Source organism: Roseateles sp. (assembly GCF_049240545.1).
Lineage (GTDB): Bacteria > Pseudomonadota > Gammaproteobacteria > Burkholderiales > Burkholderiaceae_C > Paucibacter_A.
Map to the genome: position 1 here is coordinate 32,095 of NZ_JBMLSK010000282.1, position 19,135 is coordinate 51,229.

Here is a 19,135-nt window from a genome sequence, read left to right on the forward strand (position 1 = left end):
GGCGTCAGGCCATCGGCTTTTTTTCGGCGAGCGACCATTGTGCCGGCACAGGCCGGGCAGTTCGTATTGTCCAGCCCCAAAGCAAAAACCCTTGATTCACAAGATTTCTCTTGCAGATCAAGGGTTTCGCATTACTTGGCGGAGTCGGAGAGATTCGAACTCTCGATGCAGGTTTTGCCCACATACTCCCTTAGCAGGGGAGCACCTTCGGCCACTCGGTCACGACTCCAGCGCAGCCTTGAATTCTATACTAAGTTTTCAAGGCCTTTCAAGACTTAGGCAGAAATTTGTTCCAATTCGAAAGCGCGGTGCAAAGCACGCACGGCCAACTCCATGTACTTCTCGTCGATCACGACACTGGTCTTGATCTCGCTGGTGGAAATCATCTGGATGTTGATGCCCTCTTCGCTCAACGCGCGGAACATCTTGGACGCCACGCCCACATGCGAACGCATGCCGATGCCGACGATAGACACCTTGCAGATGCGCGCATCACCCATGACCTTGGAGGCCTGCGTTGCCGGGCCCACGGTCTTCTCCAGCAACTCCATGGTGCGCGCATAGTCGTTGCGGTGCACAGTGAAGCTGAAATCGGTCTTGCCGTCATGCGAGACGTTTTGAATGATGACGTCGATGTCGATATTGGCATCGGCCACCGGACCCAGAATTTGGAAAGCAATGCCCGGCTTGTCGGGCACGCCCAAGAGCGTCACCTTGGCCTCATCGCGGTTGAAGGCAATACCCGAAACGACGGCTTGTTCCATTTTCTCGTCCTCTTCAAAACTGATCAGCGTGCCAGACTTGGCCTCTTCTTCGATGGCGATATCCCAGGGCGTGAAGCTCGACAGCACGCGCAGGGGCACCCGGTATTTGCCGGCAAATTCAACCGAGCGAATTTGCAGAATCTTTGAGCCCAGCGAGGCCATCTCCAGCATTTCTTCAAAGCTGATGGTGTGCAGGCGACGCGCCTCGGGCACGATGCGAGGGTCGGTGGTGTAGACGCCGTCCACATCGGTGTAAATCAGGCATTCAGCAGCCTTCATCGCAGCTGCGATCGCAACGGCGGAGGTATCCGAGCCACCACGCCCCAAGGTCGTGATGTTGTGGTCTTCGTCAATGCCTTGGAAGCCCGCAATGACCACGACCTTGCCGGCGTCCAGATCGGCACGCACGCGGGTGTCATCAATGCTCTCGATACGCGCCTTGGTGTAGCTGGAATCGGTCGCCACGGGCACTTGCCAGCCGGTGTAACTGACCGCCTCCAGGCCTTCGGCTTGCAAAGCAATCGCCAGCAGTCCCACCGACACTTGCTCGCCTGTGGCAGCAATCATGTCGAGTTCGCGATTCAGTTCAGGGCTGCCGACAGACGGCGACAGCTCTTTCGCCAAACCCAGCAAACGGTTGGTTTCGCCGCTCATGGCCGAGGGCACGACCACCATTTGGTGGCCCGCACGCGCCCATTTGGCGACACGCTTGGCAACATTGCGGATGCGCTCGGTCGACCCCATTGAGGTGCCGCCGTACTTGTGAACAATCAAAGCCATAGGATAGTTTTTGCGCGGGGGGTCAAAGTCCCGGTCGGGTGAAGCTGCGCCGCGGTCGCAACTCTCGATTCTAGCTGCTGCATTGCAGCAATATGACGATCAATTGAGTTACCAAACAAGCATGGAATCGGGCCTCCAGGCCAAGCTCAAGGCCGTTTCGCCCGGCTTGGCCAGCCAACGCGCATCCAGGCCCAAGCCAGGGGCATAGACCAGCTCAGCTCCGACAAACAAGAGCGGCCCCTTGCGCTGCCAGGCCGGCACGGCGGCCTCTTGATAGGCTTTTTTGAGACTGCGCAAACAACTGTTCGGGGCACGTTGAAACTGCTCGCCGCCACTGCGTGAGCGCATGGTCAAGGCGCGCAACAATTCGGGGCAGACACCTGCACTCGGGCTTGACTCCACCCGCCAGGCCCCCGCCCAGTTCGGCTGCGGGTAAGTTCCCGGCTGGGACAAGTCCAGCGAAATTGAGCCCAAGGCTTCAGATGCAACACAGTCAGAACTCGCCTGCCAACTCAATCGCCCGCGATACCGCCGCAAGAGTCCGCCAGCACAAGGCCATGTCCCGGGCCCCTCTCCTGCTAACTCGAGCGCCAAGCGGAGCAAAAGGCTGGCTGGGGCGATCTGACGGGTTTGCACGGCCAACCAAGCGCGTAAGGCGTTGCGCGCGCGAAGCTCGCTGAGCTTGAACAGCGCGGATAAGCTGAGGCCTGGTAGTCCATCCGCCAGCGCGTCGAGATCGCCCTGGGCCACCTCATCTTGCAGGGCTGCGGCTTGCTGAGCCCATGTGGCGGCTCGCGCCAAGCTGGCCTCGGCTTGCGGAAAGGCCTGCAACAGCGCGGGCCAAACCTCCAAGCGCAAACGGTTACGCGCGAAGCGTGTGTCTTGATTGCTGTCGTCTTCGATGTGGCTGAGCGCATGCTGCTGCACATAGGCTTGCACCGCCTCGCGCGGCTGATCGAGCCAGGGTCGCGCCCAGCACAGTGCCTCGTCTCGCCACTGCTGAGCAGGCATGGCGGCCAAGCCTGCCACGCCCGCGCCACGCAAAGCTTGCAAAAGCAAAGTCTCAGCCTGGTCGCGCCGGTGATGCGCCAGCAAAAGCATGGTCGCGCCGGCCTCATGGGCCATGGCGCTGAGTGCAGCATAGCGCTGCTCGCGGGCCCATGCTTCGACGCTTTGTGCGGGAGAGGGAGCGCCCTTCAGGCGCGTCGCGCGAAAGCGCAAAGGCAGGCCGCTCTCGGCCCAAGCCTCACATTGCGCTTGGCAATGCGCAAGCCAATCATCAGCATTTGGGCTGAGCCCGTGATGCACATGCAGGGCGAACACTGCGATGCCGGCGCCCTGCTCTTGATTCAGAACCAGCGCTTGACGAGCCACCGTGTGAAGCAGCGCTGTGGAGTCGCGTCCACCGCTGTAAGCAACAGCAATACAGCGGTTCAAGGACAACTCAGGGACGGCTCAAGCCAGGGTTCAACGGCTCTTGGTATCGCCAAAGCGGCCATAGGCCTGCAGGCGCTCATAGCGGCGCTCCAGCAATTCCTTGGGCTTCAGGTCGCTGACCTGACGCAGGGCTTCGCCCAGCGCGCGCTTGAGGTTAGAGGCCATCTGCTTGTTGTCGCGATGGGCGCCGCCGACCGGCTCGCTGACGATCTTGTCGATCAAGCCCATGGCCTTCAAACGATGGGCGGTGATGCCCAGCGCGCTGGCCGCTTCGGGCGCACGCTCGGAAGACTTCCAAAGAATCGAGGCGCAACCTTCAGGCGAAATCACCGAATAGGCCGAGAACTGCAGCATCAAGACCTGATCCGCCACACCGATGGCCAAAGCGCCGCCGGAGCCGCCTTCGCCGATGACTGTGGCAATGATGGGCACTTCCAGCTGCGCCATCTCAAAGATATTGCGGCCGATGGCTTCCGACTGACCCCGCTCCTCGGCACCAATACCTGGGTAGGCACCCATGGTGTCGATCATGGTGAAGACGGGCAAACCGAACTTCTCGGCCAACTTCATCAGGCGCAGGGCTTTGCGATAGCCCTCTGGGCGCGGCATGCCGAAGTTGCGCAGGGTGCGCTCTTTGGCGTCCGAGCCACGCTGATGGCCGACAACCATACAGGCTTGGCCATTGAAACGAGCCAAGCCGCCGACGATCGCAGCATCATCTGCAAAGTGACGGTCACCATGCAACTCTTGGAAATCGGTGAAGACCTCGGCGCAGTAGTCGAGCGTCTGTGGGCGCTGCGGATGGCGGGCCACTTGGTAGACCTGCCAGGGCGCCACATTGGCGTAGACGTCTTTGGTCAGCTGTTGGCTTTTCTTGCTGAGCCGGTCAATCTCTTCCGAGATATCGACAGCGGACTCGCTCTGCACATAGCGCAGCTCTTCGATCTTGGTTTCGAGCTCGGCGATGGGCTGCTCGAATTCGAGAAAATGTTTCTTGCTCATCCTGCGATTCTTGGTCAGTGAGGAAGGTCCTGGACCGGACTACCTATTGTAAAGGCCGCCCGGCTAGGGGGAATGTCTACTCCACCGGGAGCGGATCGAGGCTACGCCAAATGTACCATGTGGCTACCGAGCGGTAAGGCGCCCAGGCCTCCCCCAATTCACGGGCCTCAGCCCGAGAAACCGGCTCACCCGAGAAATAGTTTTCGCTGATGCCTTTGAGCAAGCGCGGGTCATCCAGCGGCAGCACATTGGGTCGGGTCAGATGGAAGATCAAAAACATCTCAGCCGTCCAACGACCGATGCCGCGAATCGCCACCAACTCATCGATGATGGCTTCGTCATCCATCTGCGTCCACTGACGCACATGCACTCGCCCCGCCTCGAAATGCTGGGCCAAATCGCTCAGATACTCGATCTTTCGCACCGGCAGGCCAATGCCCTTCAATGCGCCTTCAGGCAAAGCCAATACAGCAGCGGGCTGTACACGCATCGACGAACCGGCCATCAGCCCCGCAAACTTCTCCCAGGCCGCCTGCGCCGTCTTGACCGAGATTTGCTGGCCGATGATGGAGCGTGCCAGGGTCGTGAACGCATCGCTGCGCCCCTGCAGCCGAGCTTCGCCAAACTGAGGGATGAGTTTTTTCATCACTCGGTCACGCTTCACCAAATGGCGGCAAGCCTCGTCCCAATAGTCCGGGGTCACCCCGGTCGCCGACGAACGCGCCACGTCAAGCCCGCGTCCAGGTCGTGCCGGAGGGCGAATCCTTCAAGGCAATGCCTTGCGCCAACAATTCGTCGCGGATGCGGTCGGCTGCAGCGAAGTCACGCGCAGCCTTGGCAGCCGCGCGAGCAGCAATCTGCGCCAAGATGGCGGCCTCGTCAACACCACTGCCGGCTTGCAAATAGTCCTTTGGCAGTTGCTGAAGGAAGCCAAGCACACCCGCCAGTTGCTTCAACAACTGGGCATCGGCCAGCGAGCGACTGCGGTTGACCTCGGCCGCCAACTCGAACAAAACCGCCACCGCACCAGGGGTATTGAAGTCGTCATCCATGGCGGCGCGGAAAACCGCAGCTTGCGGGTGAGCCCAATTGATCTCCGCCGTATCGACCGGCAGATCGAAACCATCCAAGGCAGTGTACAGACGCCGCAGCGAGTTGCGCGCATCATCCAGGTTCACATCGCTGAAGTTAAACGGGCTACGGTAATGGGTACGCAGCATGAAGTAACGCAGCGTCTCCGCGTCATAGCGCTGCAGCACTTCGCGGATCGTGAAGAAGTTGCCCAAGGACTTGGACATCTTCACATGATCCACATTCAGCAAACCGTTGTGCGCCCAGATCCTCGCCGGGCCCACACCGTTAGCGCCTTCGCTTTGCGCGATCTCGTTTTCATGGTGAGGGAACTGCAAATCCGCGCCGCCACCATGCAGGTCAAACTGCTCGCCCAACAAAGCGCAAGCCATGGCCGAGCATTCGATATGCCAACCCGGGCGACCCGGGCCATAGTCGGAAGCAAACTTGGCGTCCTCAGGCTCTTCAACTTTGGCTGCCTTCCAAAGCACGAAGTCCAGCGGGTCTTGCTTGCCATCGTCCACCGCCACGCGCTCACCAGCGCGCAAATCATCCAGCGACCGGCCCGACAACTTGCCGTAGCCAGGGAAGGCACGCACCGAGTAATTCACATCGCCATTGCTGGCGCGGTAGGCCAGGCCCTTGCCTTCGAGCTTGCCAATCATCGACAGCATTTGCGGCACGTACTCAGTCGCGCGCGGCTCATGGGTCGGGCGCTCCACACCCAGCGCGTCCAGGTCCGCATGCATGGCCTGGACCATTTCCTCGGTCAATTGCCGGATCGGGATGCCACGCTCCAGGGCGCGACGGATGATCTTGTCGTCGATGTCGGTGATGTTGCGCACATAGCTCACCCTGTATCCACTCGCGCGCAGCCAACGGTAGACCAGATCGAAGGCCACCATCATGCGGGCATGGCCGACATGGCAGAGGTCGTAAATGGTGATGCCGCACACATACATGCGGGCATGGCCCGGCTCAAGCGGCGTGAAGGGCTGAACCGTACGGCTCAAGGAGTTGTAGATGCGAAGAGACATGGAGCAATGGGGGGCTTGCTTCGGCGCATCATGCAGAGCCTGAGGCATCAGCTTTTTGCGACCGAAACCATCAACTGCGGTTCACGGGAAGGACATCAGCGCCAGTCCACCATGCCAGCCCCGCGAGCGGTCCGACTTCGGGCGGGGCACCGTAGAATGACGCTCAGTATAGCGGCTGACCCAGTCCACCCGCCTCCGCGATGACCCACCCCCAAGCCGAATCGGAAGTGCTCCAAGCAGGCACTCCGGGCGAAATCAAGCCAGCAAAAACCTGATGCCAAGCCGCAAAAATCTCAAGCCCAAGCGCTGCCTGCTGTCACTGGCGCTGCTGATTGCCGCAAACACTGCGCAGGCCTCCGAGTTAGACATTGCACAACGTCAATGGTTAGCCGGATACCGCAGCCAAGCGATGGGCACGATTGAGAAGGCGCTGAAGGTAACTCCCAATGACTTGAAGCTTCGCTTCGCCTTGGGCGTCATGCAAATGGATTTGGGACAACAAGCCGCCGCGCAAGAGCTCTTTACTGCACTCACCCAAGATTTCCCTGATATCGCCGACCCCTACAACAATTTGGCCGTGATTCACGCCGCGAAGGGCGAATTGGACCAAGCCCAAAAAGACCTGGAACAGGCGCTGCGCCTTCAACCGAGCCATACCCAAGCGCTCGAGAACCTGGGGGACGTCCTGCTGCGTCAGGCCGCTCGGGCCTTTCAACGCGCGCAGCAGTCGCAGACTGCGCCCTCCCCAGCCTTGACTCAAAAACTCAAGCGAACCCAAGAACTGCTGAGCCTCAGCCTGAGCCCCGCAACAAGCGAAGCTTCGGCCATGAAATGATTGGGCGACAATCCCGCACGGCTTGAAACCCACCCGATTTTTCAATTCTCGAGAAGAGAAACATGAACGCTACTCCAACCCAGTCATCTCCCTCTCGTTGGCAGCAACTCGGCCTCAGCCTTGGACTCACCCTCGGCATGGCGATATTGAGCTCTGCAACTCATGCGCAGACCGTCAAGCTGAGCACCAGCATGGGAGATATCCGCATCGAACTCGATGCAGAAAAGGCGCCCAAGTCGGTCGCAAACTTTGTCACCTACGTGAAAGCCGGCCACTACAACGGTCTGATTTTTCACCGCGTGATCGAGAACTTCATGATCCAAGGCGGCGGCTTCACCAAGGACATGAAGCAATTGCCGACACGGCCGCCGATTCCCCTGGAATCGCGCAATGGCTTGCAGAACCTGCGTGGCAGCATCGCGATGGCTCGCACGAATGACCCCAATTCGGCCACCTCGCAGTTCTTCATCAATACCGTCGACAACGCCTTCCTTGACGCGGACAACGCGCGCGACGGCCAGGGCTACGCTGTGTTTGGTCGGGTGACCGAGGGCATGGATGTTGTCGACAAGATTCGTACACAAGCGGTCGGTGACCGCAACGGCCAACAAAACGTGCCGCTGACCCCCATCATCATCAACAAAGCCACCGTGGAGCCCAAGAAATGAGCAAAACCGTCGAACTGCACACCAACCATGGCCTGATCGTTATCGAACTCGATGACGCCAAGGCGCCCGTGACCACAGAGAATTTCCTGTCCTATGTGCGCAGCGGCCACTACAACGGCACCGTGTTCCACCGCGTCATCAAGGGTTTCATGATCCAAGGTGGCGGCTTTGAAGCCGGCATGAAGCAAAAGCCAACAACCGGCGAGATCAAGAACGAAGCCAATAACGGCCTGACCAACGAACACTACACCTTGGCCATGGCGCGCACCAGCGCGCCGCACTCGGCCTCTGCCCAGTTCTTCATCAACACCACCAACAATGGCTTCTTGAACTTCAAGTCCGAAACCCCTTCGGGCTGGGGCTACGCCGTCTTCGGCAAGGTCGTCAGCGGCAAGGAAGTGGTCGATGCGATCGAGAAGGTTCGCACCGGTCGCGCCAGCGGACACGACGATGTGCCGCTGGAAAACGTGGTGATCGAGCGCGCTGTTGAAGTTGCCTGATGCCGGGCCAGTGGAGGCCAACCCTCCACTGCATTTTGATGAATTGATGGCGCCCCCCGAATGGCGCCGGATCGAATTCATCTCCGATCTGCACCTCTCGCCTCAAACCCCCGCCACGCTGGAGGCGCTTGAGGCGCACTTGCAAGAAACCAGCGCCGATGCGCTGTTCTTGCTCGGTGACATCTTTGAGGTGTGGGTGGGTGACGACGCACGCTTTGATCCGTTTGAAGCGCGATGCGTCCAGCTCTTGCGCGCCGCCAGCCAGCGCCTGCATATGGGCTTCATGGCCGGCAACCGCGATTTTTTGGTCGGCCCTGAAATGCTGGCCGATTGTGGCATCCAAGCCTTGGCCGACCCAACGGTGCTGATCGCCTTCGGTCAGCGCTGGCTGTTGACCCATGGTGATGCGCTCTGTCTGTCGGACCAAGCCTATCAAGCTTTTCGCAAGCAGGTGCGAGACCCCAACTGGCAGCGCCAATTCTTGGCTCAGCCCTTAGCGCAACGGCGCGCCATTGCCCAACAGATGCGCGATGGCAGCCAGGCCCAACAGGCCATGCAAGACGCCTGGGTCGACCTAGACAACCCAGCCTGCATCGACTGGCTCCACGCGACCCAATGCCAGAGCATGATTCACGGCCACACCCATAGGCCGGCCTGCCATGAGCTGGTGCCCGGTATGCAGCGTCATGTCTTGTCGGATTGGGACTTTGAAGCCAAGGAACCCCGCGCTGACGTGCTGCGCCTTCGTCAAACCGGCCTTCGGCGCATCGCTCTGGGCTGATGTGGCGCCGACTCAGCGCCGCCTGGGCGCATCGACAAGAGGCGCGCGCCTTGAAGCGCCACGCCATTCCAGAGCCTCTGTGGCAACTGACCTTGCTACGCTACCCCTTCCTCGCTCAGCGCAGCGCCGAGGATTTGTTAAAGCTGCGTCGCTTATGCTCGCTGTTCCTGGCCAGCAAGGAGTTTCATGGCGCTGGCGGCTTTGAAGTCAGCGATGAGGTCGCACTGGCGGTAGCTGCACAGGCTTGCCTGCCAGTACTGCGACTGGGCTTGACCTGCTACCAAGGTTTTGTCGGCATCGTCATGCATGCCGACGAGGTGGTCGCACAGCGCGAGTTCATGGATGAGGATGGCATCGTCCATGAGTTCGAAGAGGCGCTGGCCGGAGAGACGCTTGAAGGCGGCCCCTTGATGCTCACATGGTCAGCCATAGACCCGAGCCTGGATCTGGCCGTCGATGCCCAAGGCAGCATTTTCAATGTCGTGATTCATGAGTTCGCCCATGTGATCGACATGCAAGATGGTCTTGCCGATGGAGTTCCTCCTCTCGCCAATCGTGCTGCTCGCGAACAGTGGTCGCGGGTCTTGAACGCAGAATGGCAGGACTTTTGCACTCGCGTCGACTCGGGTGAACACACCTTGATCGATCCTTATGGCGCGGAAAGCCCGGAGGAGTTCTTCGCGGTGGCGGTCGAAGCCTTCTTCGTCGCACCCTACGAATTGCGCGCAGAGCAGCCCCAGTTGTACCAACTGCTGGCCGGCTATTTCCGCCAAGACATTGGGGCTCAGGCTTAGACGAAAAAACAGGCCCACGCGGGGCCTGTGATTCCTTCAGGCAGCAGCACCGGCCGCAATTCAATCAAGTGGCCGTTGCCGGCTCGGCCTTGGGCTTGTTGTCGCGCACCTTCAAGGGCTGAATCTCGAGTTGCACTTCACCGGCCTCGTTGATATCAACACCGAGACGGCCACCATCCACCAAACGGCCGAACAGCAACTCGTCCGCCAAGGCACGACGAATCGTGTCCTGGATCAAGCGCTGCATCGGACGTGCGCCCATCAGCGGGTCGAAGCCCTTCTTGGCCAGATGCTTGCGCAGCGCATCGCTGAACGTGACCTCGACCTTCTTCTCTTGCAACTGGCTTTCCAATTGCAAGAGGAACTTGTCGACCACGCGCATGATGATTTCCTCATCCAGCGCGCGGAAGGACACGATCGCATCCAGGCGATTGCGGAACTCGGGCGTGAACAAGCGTTTGATGTCACCCATCTCATCGCCTTGCTGGCGCGAGTTGGTGAAACCAATGGTCGACTTGTTCATCGTCTCGGCGCCCGCATTGGTCGTCATGATGATGATGACGTTGCGGAAGTCGGCCTTGCGTCCGTTGTTGTCGGTCAAGGAACCGTGGTCCATGACCTGCAGGAGCACGTTGAAGACATCCGGATGCGCCTTCTCGATTTCGTCAAGCAAGAGCACCGCATGCGGCTTCTTGGTGACGGCCTCGGTCAACAGCCCGCCCTGGTCAAAACCTACGTATCCCGGGGGGGCGCCGATCAAGCGGCTGACCGCATGACGCTCCATGTACTCGGACATATCGAAGCGAATCAGCTCGATACCGAGGATGTAGGCCAATTGCTTGGCCACCTCGGTCTTGCCCACACCCGTCGGGCCGCTGAACAAGAAGCTGCCGATCGGCTTGTCCGGCTTGCCCAGACCCGAGCGTGCCATCTTGATCGCTGCGGCCAGCGCATCAATCGCGGGCTCTTGGCCGAAGACCACACTGTTCAAGTCGCGATCCAAGGTCTTGAGCTTGCTTCGATCATCACTCGACACTGAGGCGGGCGGAATTCGCGCGATCTTGGCGACGATATCCTCGACCTCGTTGCGTGTGATGGTCTTCTTCTGCTTGTTCTTCGGCAAGATGCGCTGAGCTGCACCGGCCTCGTCAATGACATCAATGGCCTTGTCCGGCAAATGGCGGTCATTGATGTACTTGGCCGACAACTCGGCCGCCGCCTGCAATGCGCCCAGCGCGTACTTGACGCTGTGATGCTCTTCGAAGCGCGACTTCAAACCCTTCAAAATTTCGACCGTCTGCTCCACCGACGGCTCGGCCACATCCACCTTCTGGAAACGACGAGACAGCGCTGCATCTTTCTCAAAGATGCCGCGGTACTCACCAAAGGTGGTGGCACCAATGCACTTCATCGCGCCACTGGACAAGGCCGGCTTGAGCAAGTTGCTGGCATCGAGCGTACCGCCCGAGGCTGCGCCCGCACCGATCAGCGTATGGATCTCGTCGATGAACAGAATCGCATTAGGTTGCTCTTTGAGTTGTTTCAGCACCGCCTTCAAGCGTTGCTCAAAGTCACCGCGGTACTTAGTGCCCGCCAACAAGGAACCCATGTCGAGAGAGTAGACCACCGCCTCCGCCAAGACCTCAGGCACATCCCCTTCGGTGATGCGCCAGGCCAAGCCCTCGGCGATCGCGGTCTTGCCAACGCCAGCCTCGCCCACCAACAGCGGATTGTTCTTGCGGCGGCGACACAAGATTTGCACCACCCGTTCGACTTCCAATTCACGGCCGATCAATGGATCGATCTTGCCGTCCTTGGCCTGCTGATTCAGGTTTTGGGTGAACTGTTCCAGCGGCGAGCCCTTGCCTTGGCCTTCGGCCTCATCGCGCTCTCCCTCGGCGGAACCTCCACCCTCTTGCCCTTTGGGCGTTTCAGGCGGGTCTGACTTTTTGATGCCGTGGGCGATGAAGTTCACCACATCCAAACGCGTGACGCCCTGCTGGTGCAGGTAGTAGACCGCGTGAGAATCCTTCTCACCAAAAATCGCTACCAGCACATTGGCGCCAGTGACTTCCTTCTTGCCGCTGCCGGTGGACTGCACATGCATGATGGCGCGCTGAATCACGCGCTGGAAACCCAGCGTGGGCTGGGTGTCCACCTCATCGGCCCCACCCACGGTGGGCGTGTTCTCCTTGATGAACTGCGCCAGGCTCTTGCGCAAATCATCGGGATTTGCAGAGCAAGCACGCAGCACCTCGGCCGCAGAAGGGTTGTCCAACAAAGCCATCAGCAAGTGCTCGACGGTGATGAACTCATGGCGCTGCTGGCGCGCTTCGACGAACGCCATGTGCAGGCTGACTTCAAGCTCTTGCGCAATCATGCGGCCTCCATAATGCACTGCAAAGGATGGCCGGCTCGCCTTGCGGCTGCCAGCACCAATTCGACTTTCGTCGCTGCAACGTCCTTGCTGAAGACGCCGCAGACCCCACGCCCATCGTGGTGGATTTTGAGCATGATCTGGGTCGCAGTATCCAGGTCATGGCGAAAATATTCCTGCAAGACCATGACGACGAACTCCATCGGCGTGAAATCGTCGTTCAAAAGCAGAACTTGGTACAGCCGAGGTGGCTCGGTTTTCTGAGTCAGACGCTCAACGGTGGTGGTGCCGTCGAAGTCATCTCGACCAGGCGGGCCGGCCGGCGGCACGGGGGGTTGACGGGGAAGATCTGGCATGTATTGATTCTATCGACTGAGGGCCTGAGACGCAGAGACTCGCTCAGGCCACCAAATGCATCTTGCGCCGAAGCCGGCAATTGCAAGCATTGAATTGAGGCAAGGTCATCTCTTTTTTCAAACACTCCATCTTCATCAGGGTCGACCCCATTCGGGCAGGTCCCAAATTGACACAGTCCGGAGCCGCTTCAACAATCCGCCGCGTGCAGAAGCACTGCATAACAAAGCAAGCACAGCAGAAATGAGGAAGGAGTCTGACATGGCCTCAGGAACAGTGAAATGGTTCAACGACGCCAAGGGGTTTGGCTTTATCGAGCCGGAAGCAGGCGGCGCCGATGTGTTCGCACATTTTTCGGCCATCCAGATGGAAGGCTTTCGCACACTCCAACAAGGCGGTCGCGTGAACTTCGACTTGGTTGATGGACCGAAAGGCCAGCTGGCCCAAAACATCATGCCAATCGATGGCATGAAGCAAAGCACCCACGCGGAATTGACCGAGGCAGCCTAAAGGGCTCTTGAATCACGCACGCTTCAAGAAAAAGGCCCGCGGTGTTGCGGGCCTTTTCTTTTGGTTTTCGGCTGAGCCCTCATGCAATCGACTGACTTGCATGACCTGCCGAACCGACTTACATCTGGTCGATCATGACCTGCCCGAAGCCTGAGCAAGACACCTGAGTCGCGCCGTCCATCAAGCGGGCGAAGTCATAGGTGACCTTCTTGCTGAGGATGGCCTTGCCCATCGATTCGATGATGAGGTCGGCCGCCTCGGTCCAACCCATGTGGCGCAACATCATTTCGGCCGAGAGGATTTCAGAACCGGGGTTCACATAATCCTTGCCGGCGTACTTCGGTGCGGTGCCGTGGGTGGCTTCGAACATGGCGATGGAGTCGCTCAGATTGGCACCCGGGGCGATGCCGATGCCACCGACTTGAGCTGCCAGTGCGTCCGACACATAGTCGCCGTTCAGATTGAGCGTGGCGATGACCGAGTACTCGGCCGGGCGCAACAGAATCTGCTGCAAAAAGGCGTCGGCGATGGAGTCTTTGATGGTGATGGGCTTGCCGCTCTTCGGGCTGATCAGACGACACCAGGGGCCGCCATCGATCAGTTCGGCGCCAAACTCCTTCTGCGCCAGCGCATAGGCCCAGTCACGGAAGCCGCCTTCCGTGTACTTCATGATGTTGCCCTTGTGCACGATGGTCACACTGGGTTTGTCATTGTCGATGGCGTACTGAATGGCCTTGCGCACCAGACGCTCGGTGCCCTCAATCGAAACCGGCTTGACGCCAAGACCCGAGGTTTCGGGGAAACGGATCTTCTTGACGCCCATTTCCTCTTGCAGGAACTTGATCAGCTTCTTGGCCTTCTCGCTCTCGGCTTCAAACTCAATGCCGGCGTAGATGTCTTCCGAGTTCTCACGGAAGATCACCATATCGGTCTTGTGCGGCTCTTTCACTGGCGAAGGCACGCCAGGGAAGTAACGCACAGGTCGCAGGCACACATAGAGGTCCAACTCCTGGCGCAGGGCCACGTTCAGCGAACGGATGCCGCCGCCCACGGGCGTGGTCAGCGGGCCCTTGATGGACACGACATAGTCCTTCAGCGCCTCCAAGGTCTCGGCCGGCAGCCAGACGTCCGGGCCGTACACCTGGGTCGCCTTCTCACCGGCATAGATTTCCATCCATTGAATCTGCCGACTGCCGCCATAAGCCTTGGCCACAGCGGCATCGACCACCTTGAGCATCACCGGCGTGATATCGAAGCCGGTGCCATCACCCTCGATATAGGGAATGATGGGCTGATCGGGCACATTCAATGTGTGATCTGCGTTGACGGTGATTTTGGAGCCCTGCGCAGGGATCTGGATATGCTGGAACATGGAAGAAGTTCTCCGGAAAAGACGAGATGTCGTCGCTCGAAACTCAAAAAATTCTAGCGACTTTAATCAGCAAAACGGACCAAGAAAAAAGCCGACGCTTGGCGCCGGCTTTTTCAGTTTGAGCGAGAGAAGAAACTCAATCGAAGATCTTCTTGGCCGAGCCCAAATCAGGCCAGCACGGTTGCCAAAGCAGCATTGAAGCTGGCGCTGGGGCGCATCACTTCAGCCAGCTTGTTTGCATCGGGCTTGTAGTAGCCCCCGATATCAACAGGCTTGCCTTGCACCGCAGCCAATTCGGCGACGATGACGGTTTCTTTCTCGGCCAGAGCCTTTGCCAAAGGCGCGAATTTGGCAGCCAGTTCAGCATCTTCGGTCTGCGCAGCCAAGGCCTGAGCCCAGTACAGCGACAGGTAGAACTGGCTGCCGCGGTTGTCCAGTTGGCCAGTCTTGGGGCTGGGGTTCTTGTTGTTGTCCAGCAGTTGGCCAGTTGCCGCGTCCAGCGTCTTGGCGAGCAGCTTGGCCTTGGGGTTGTTGTTCTTCAGACCCAGGTCTTCCAGGCTGACGGCCAGGGCCAAGAACTCACCCAGCGAGTCCCAACGCAGATGGTTTTCTTCCACCAGCTGCTGCACATGCTTAGGCGCCGAGCCGCCCGCGCCGGTTTCGTACATGCCGCCACCGGCCATCAGCGGCACGATGGACAGCATCTTGGCCGAGGTGCCCAGTTCCATGATGGGGAACAGGTCGGTCAGGTAGTCGCGCAGGATGTTGCCGGTGGCGCTGATGGTGTCCAGGCCGCGGATCACGCGCTCCAGGGTGTAGCGCATGGCACGCACCTGGCTCATGATCTGGATGTCCAGACCGGCCGTGTTGTGCTCGTGCAGGTACATCTTGACCTTGGTGATCAGCTGCGCCTCGTGCGGGCGGTACTGATCCAGCCAGAACACCACCGGCATGCCGGAGTTGCGTGCGCGATTGACGGCCAGCTTGACCCAGTCACGGATGGCTGCGTCCTTGCACTGGCACATGCGCCAGATGTCGCCCTGCTCCACGTCCTGGCTCATCAGCACTTCGCCGGTGTCCAGATCAGTGATGTTGGCCACGCCGTCTTCGGAGATCTCGAAGGTCTTGTCGTGCGAGCCGTACTCTTCGGCTTGCTGGGCCATCAGGCCGACATTGGGCACCGTGCCCATGGTCTTGGGATCGAAGGCGCCGTGCCACTTGCAGAAGTTGATCATCTCCTGATAGATGCGGGCGAAGGTCGACTCCGGCATCACGGCCTTGACGTCCTTCAGGCGGCCATCGGCGCCCCACATCTTGCCGCCGTTGCGAATCATGGCGGGCATGGACGCGTCAACGATGATGTCGTTGGGCGAATGGAAGTTGGTGATGCCCTTGGCCGAATCGACCATGGCCAGTTCGGGGCGGTGCTCGTGGCAGGCGTGCAGATCGCGCTTGATCTCGTCTTGCTTGCTCTGCGGCAGCGTGGCGATCTTGTTGTACAGATCGACCATGCCGTTATTGACGTTGATGCCCAGTTCTTCAAACAGCTTGCCGTGCTTATCGAAGGCCTCGCGGTAGAAGATCTTCACGCAGTGACCGAACACGATCGGGTGCGAGACCTTCATCATCGTGGCCTTGACGTGCAGCGAGAACATCACGCCGGTCTGACGCGCGTCTTCGATTTCTTTCTCATAGAAATCCAGCAGCGCCTTCTTGCTCATGAACATGCTGTCGATGACCTCACGGTCCAGCAGCGCCACCTTGGGCTTGAGCACAAGGGTCTGACCGCTCTTGGTGATCAGCTCCATCTTGACATTGCGGGCACGGTCCATGGTCATGGACTTCTCGCCGTGATAGAAATCGCCGCCGTGCATATGCGAGACATGCGAGCGCGAAGCCTGGCTCCAATCGGCCATGCTGTGCGGGTTCTTGCGGGCGTATTCTTTGACGGCCTTGGGCGCGCGACGGTCGGAGTTGCCTTCACGCAGCACCGGGTTCACCGCGCTGCCGATGCACTTGCCGTAGCGGGCGCGGATGTCTTTTTCTTCGTCGGTCTTGGGGCTTTCCGGGTAGTCCGGAATCGCATAGCCCTTGCCTTGCAGTTCCTTGATGGCCGCCTTCAGCTGCGCCACCGAAGCGCTGATATTGGGCAGCTTGATGATGTTGGCTTCAGGCTTCAGGGTCAGCTTGCCCAGCTCCGACAGACGGTCGGGCTGACGCTGCTCTTCGCTCAGAAACTCCGGGAACTGACCCAGGATGCGGCCGGCCACGGAGATATCGCTGGTCTCGACGCGAACGCCTGCCGGCGCCGTGAAGGCCTGCACGATGGGCAGGAACGAAGCCGTCGCCAGCAGCGGGGCCTCGTCGGTCAGGGTGTAGATGATGGTCGGCTGCGATGTTGTCATGTGCTTTCCAGATCGGCCATCTTCTGGCCCAAGGAGTGGAACGATTAGGGCGCCGATTCTAAGTCAGCGGCGCCGCCTGCGGACTCAAGTCTTATATAAGTCTTTGAAAACTCATGCAGTGAATCAGGTCCACTGACTGCAGACCGCGACCACCTGATCCCACACACCATGGCCCAAAGCCCAGGCCGAGCCCACGGCCAAGCCCAGGCCCCCGAGTCGCACCGACAGGCGCACGGCGCTTGCGCCGTCAGTGCCGCTGCGGCGCAGCCGGCTCAGTAACCAGGGACCCAAAGCCAGCCCAGCCCCTGAAGTCAGAGCAAAAGCCGACATCACCAAACCGCCTTGGACAGGGCCAGATGCCAAAGCAGAGAGCAGCAGCGCCGAGTGTAAGAGGCCGCAGGGCCAAGCCACCCAAGCCGTTCCTGCCAAGCCTGCGGTGGCCACTCGCTTGGTGCCGGCCAGGCTCAGCCCGCCACGCCTCAAACCACTCACGGGAACTTCAACCTGGCGGGCAACATCTTGCCCTAAACGCTCAAGCCAAGCAGGTTGGCGGCCGCGCAACAAGAGCGCCATTCCCAAAAGAAAAGCGGCCACCTGAACCAAGACCCAAACCGGCCGCAACAAGGCCGTGGACTGCCCCAGCTGACTCAAAACCTGCATGCTGCCCGCCGCAAGCGCACCAGCCAAGCTGTAACCCGCCAAACGCCCCAACTGAAACGCAAAGGGCGACCGCCCACCTGCAGCGGTGCAGGCAGCGCCGCACATGGCCAAGCAATGGGGAGTGCCGGCCAAACCCATCATCAGGGCCGAGCCAGCAAGTGCAAGATCAAGCATCAGATGATTCTAGAGAATCGCTCGCGACTCCGGTCCGCTTGCAAATAGCGATCAAACACCATCGCCACCGCCCGCACAAAATACCAACCCATGGTCGTCACTTGAATCGCATCGGGCTCGACGACGACCAAGCCTTGTTGTGCGAGCTCGTCCATGCGCGCCAGTTCGGGCTTGAAATAGGCCTTCACCTCCACCAGATGCGCCAAGGCAATCGACTCAAACTCAAAGCGCCCCTGACACATCAGGGACATGATGACGGCACGCCGAACGATGTCATCGCGACTCAGCGCCAGGCCGCGATTGACAGGCAGCTGGCCCTGACGCAAAGCGTCGTAGTACTCGTCCAGGGTCTTGGCGTTCTGGCTGTAGCAAGCGCCGACGCGGCCAATTGCCGAAACGCCCAGGGCCACCAAGTCACAGTCGGGCTGCGTGCTGTAACCCTGGAAGTTGCGATGCAAGCGACCTTGGCGTTTGGCCACGGCCAGCGAATCAGTGGACAAGGCGAAGTGGTCCATGCCGATATAGCTGTAACCATGGGCCTGAAAACCGGCAATGGCCGCAGCCAGCATGACAACCTTGTCACCTGCCGGCGGCAACTGAGTCGCATCGATGCGCCGCTGTGGCTTGAAGCGCTGCGGCAAGTGCGCGTAGCCATACAAGGCGATGCGATCGGGCTTCAGCGCGCCGACTTGTTCGATGGTGCGGGCAAAGGACTCCGGGGTTTGCAAGGGCAAACCATAGATCAAATCCACATTGGTGGACTCAAAGCCCAGCTCGCGCGAAGCCGCCATCAATGCCGCGACACTCTCAAAGCTTTGAATCCGATGCACGGCCTTTTGGACATGCGGGTCGAAATCCTGCACACCAAAACTGAGGCGATTGAAGCCGAGCTCACGCAAGTGCTTCAATCGCTCAATCGTCACCGTGCGGGGATCGACCTCGATCGACACCTCAGCGCCGGCCGCGACTTTGAAGCGTTCACGCAAGGCCTGCATCAACTGCGTCAACTCCGCATCGCTCAAGAAGGTTGGCGAGCCACCGCCGAGGTGCAGTTGTGAGACCGAGGCGCCGCGCCCCAGATGAACCAAAGTCAGATCCATCTCGGTGATCAGTGCCGCCAGATATTCGGCCGCCTTGTCGTGATGCTTGGTAATGACCTTGTTACACGCGCAGTAATAGCAAACCGATTCGCAGAACGGAATGTGTAAATACAGGGACAAGGGCGTCGCACCGCCAACCAAAGAACCGCTGGCGCGCTGGGACAAAGCCTGCTCATACTGCTGAGCGGTGAAGGCCTCAACAAAGCGGTCGGCGGTCGGGTACGAGGTGTAGCGCGGGCCAGAAACGTCAAAACGACGCAACAAATCTTCGTTGATGTTGACAGGCGGCATGGCCGCGCTTGGAGCCTTGGCGGGCGCTGCATGAATGTTCTGTACCATGCCGCACACTGTGCCAAGCTAGGCGGCTGTAGACTTGATCAGGATCAAACTTCCCGCGCTTGTCCACACCAACAATGCTGCATCGTTTGAGGTGCATCATGCTCATGTCCGCTAGACCTTCGCATTTCTCCAAGGACTCGTCTTCGGCCTCACGGCTTGACGAGGCCGCCCACCG

General features: G+C 59.6%; 17 protein-coding genes and 1 tRNA gene. 6 read left to right on the forward strand and 12 right to left on the reverse strand.

The genetic code is table 11. The features are described from left to right. Positions 1-136: 136 nt before the first annotated feature. From ACOVRJ_RS18075 to cysS, 6 genes are all read right to left on the reverse strand, one after another. Positions 137-229, reverse strand: a tRNA-Ser gene (locus ACOVRJ_RS18075). Positions 230-275: 46 nt separating this feature from the next. Beyond that, positions 276-1,544 carry an aspartate kinase gene (locus tag ACOVRJ_RS18080; protein ID WP_422045222.1) on the reverse strand — a complete coding sequence of 423 codons (1,269 nt, stop codon included), beginning with the start codon at positions 1,542-1,544 and terminating at the stop codon, positions 276-278. 108 nt (positions 1,545-1,652) lie between these two features. Beyond that, complete coding sequence (gene tilS, locus ACOVRJ_RS18085) at positions 1,653-2,981, reverse strand: tRNA lysidine(34) synthetase TilS (protein WP_422045223.1); 1,329 nt, start codon at positions 2,979-2,981, stop codon at positions 1,653-1,655. A gap of 30 nt (positions 2,982-3,011) precedes the next feature. Further along, positions 3,012-3,983 (reverse strand): acetyl-CoA carboxylase carboxyltransferase subunit alpha, encoded by a 972-nt coding sequence (locus tag ACOVRJ_RS18090; RefSeq protein WP_263536869.1) that lies wholly within the window; start codon positions 3,981-3,983, stop codon positions 3,012-3,014. A gap of 76 nt (positions 3,984-4,059) precedes the next feature. Further along, entirely contained in the window at positions 4,060-4,710 is a 651-nt protein-coding gene (locus ACOVRJ_RS18095; protein ID WP_422045224.1) for a DNA-3-methyladenine glycosylase family protein, read from the reverse strand. A 1-nt stretch (position 4,711) separates the two neighbouring features. After that, a complete protein-coding gene (cysS, locus tag ACOVRJ_RS18100; RefSeq protein WP_422045225.1) occupies positions 4,712-6,091 on the reverse strand; it encodes a cysteine--tRNA ligase in 1,380 nt (459 codons plus the stop codon). 274 nt (positions 6,092-6,365) lie between these two features. Here cysS and ACOVRJ_RS18105 point away from each other — a divergent pair, with 274 nt between their 5' ends. From ACOVRJ_RS18105 to ACOVRJ_RS18125, 5 genes are all read left to right on the forward strand, one after another. Further along, complete coding sequence (locus tag ACOVRJ_RS18105) at positions 6,366-6,926, forward strand: tetratricopeptide repeat protein (RefSeq protein ID WP_422045226.1); 561 nt, start codon at positions 6,366-6,368, stop codon at positions 6,924-6,926. Between the two features lie 137 nt (positions 6,927-7,063). Beyond that, positions 7,064-7,594: a peptidylprolyl isomerase gene (locus tag ACOVRJ_RS18110; protein WP_422045227.1), complete on the forward strand. Its 531-nt coding sequence runs from the start codon at positions 7,064-7,066 to the stop codon at positions 7,592-7,594. Further along, positions 7,591-8,094, forward strand: a complete 504-nt coding sequence (locus tag ACOVRJ_RS18115; RefSeq protein WP_422045228.1) for a peptidylprolyl isomerase — start codon at positions 7,591-7,593, stop codon at positions 8,092-8,094. The genes ACOVRJ_RS18110 and ACOVRJ_RS18115 overlap by 4 nt, the downstream gene beginning before the upstream one ends. Continuing rightward, entirely contained in the window at positions 8,081-8,875 is a 795-nt protein-coding gene (locus tag ACOVRJ_RS18120) for a UDP-2,3-diacylglucosamine diphosphatase (RefSeq protein ID WP_422045229.1), read from the forward strand. The genes ACOVRJ_RS18115 and ACOVRJ_RS18120 overlap by 14 nt, the downstream gene beginning before the upstream one ends. Then, positions 8,875-9,669 (forward strand): zinc-dependent peptidase, encoded by a 795-nt coding sequence (locus ACOVRJ_RS18125; protein ID WP_422045230.1) that lies wholly within the window; start codon positions 8,875-8,877, stop codon positions 9,667-9,669. The genes ACOVRJ_RS18120 and ACOVRJ_RS18125 overlap by 1 nt, the downstream gene beginning before the upstream one ends. A 64-nt stretch (positions 9,670-9,733) precedes the next feature. Here the strand turns inward: ACOVRJ_RS18125 and clpA are convergent, their stop codons facing one another. Then, a complete protein-coding gene (gene clpA / locus ACOVRJ_RS18130) occupies positions 9,734-12,049 on the reverse strand; it encodes an ATP-dependent Clp protease ATP-binding subunit ClpA (protein WP_422045231.1) in 2,316 nt (771 codons plus the stop codon). Beyond that, positions 12,046-12,402 (reverse strand): ATP-dependent Clp protease adapter ClpS, encoded by a 357-nt coding sequence (gene clpS, locus ACOVRJ_RS18135; protein ID WP_339594900.1) that lies wholly within the window; start codon positions 12,400-12,402, stop codon positions 12,046-12,048. Before clpS ends, clpA begins: the two co-directional genes overlap by 4 nt. Positions 12,403-12,457: 55 nt before the next feature. On the opposite strand from clpS, the gene ACOVRJ_RS18140 reads away from it, so the two are divergent. Continuing rightward, positions 12,458-12,910 carry a cold-shock protein gene (locus ACOVRJ_RS18140; protein WP_422045232.1) on the forward strand — a complete coding sequence of 151 codons (453 nt, stop codon included), beginning with the start codon at positions 12,458-12,460 and terminating at the stop codon, positions 12,908-12,910. Between the two features lie 118 nt (positions 12,911-13,028). On the opposite strand, the gene icd is transcribed toward ACOVRJ_RS18140, so the two are convergent. The 4 genes from icd to hemN form a co-directional block, all read right to left on the reverse strand. Continuing rightward, the gene (icd, locus tag ACOVRJ_RS18145) at positions 13,029-14,282 is read right to left on the reverse strand and encodes an NADP-dependent isocitrate dehydrogenase (protein ID WP_422045233.1); all 1,254 of its coding nucleotides are present in this window, start codon (positions 14,280-14,282) and stop codon (positions 13,029-13,031) included. A gap of 167 nt (positions 14,283-14,449) precedes the next feature. Continuing rightward, positions 14,450-16,687 (reverse strand): NADP-dependent isocitrate dehydrogenase, encoded by a 2,238-nt coding sequence (locus tag ACOVRJ_RS18150; protein WP_422045234.1) that lies wholly within the window; start codon positions 16,685-16,687, stop codon positions 14,450-14,452. A gap of 123 nt (positions 16,688-16,810) precedes the next feature. Next, positions 16,811-17,521 (reverse strand): sulfite exporter TauE/SafE family protein, encoded by a 711-nt coding sequence (locus ACOVRJ_RS18155; RefSeq protein ID WP_422045235.1) that lies wholly within the window; start codon positions 17,519-17,521, stop codon positions 16,811-16,813. Further along, positions 17,521-18,912, reverse strand: coding sequence for an oxygen-independent coproporphyrinogen III oxidase (gene hemN / locus ACOVRJ_RS18160; protein WP_422045236.1), 1,392 nt, complete (start codon positions 18,910-18,912; stop codon positions 17,521-17,523). Before hemN ends, ACOVRJ_RS18155 begins: the two co-directional genes overlap by 1 nt. Between the last annotated feature and the right edge of the window lie 223 nt (positions 18,913-19,135).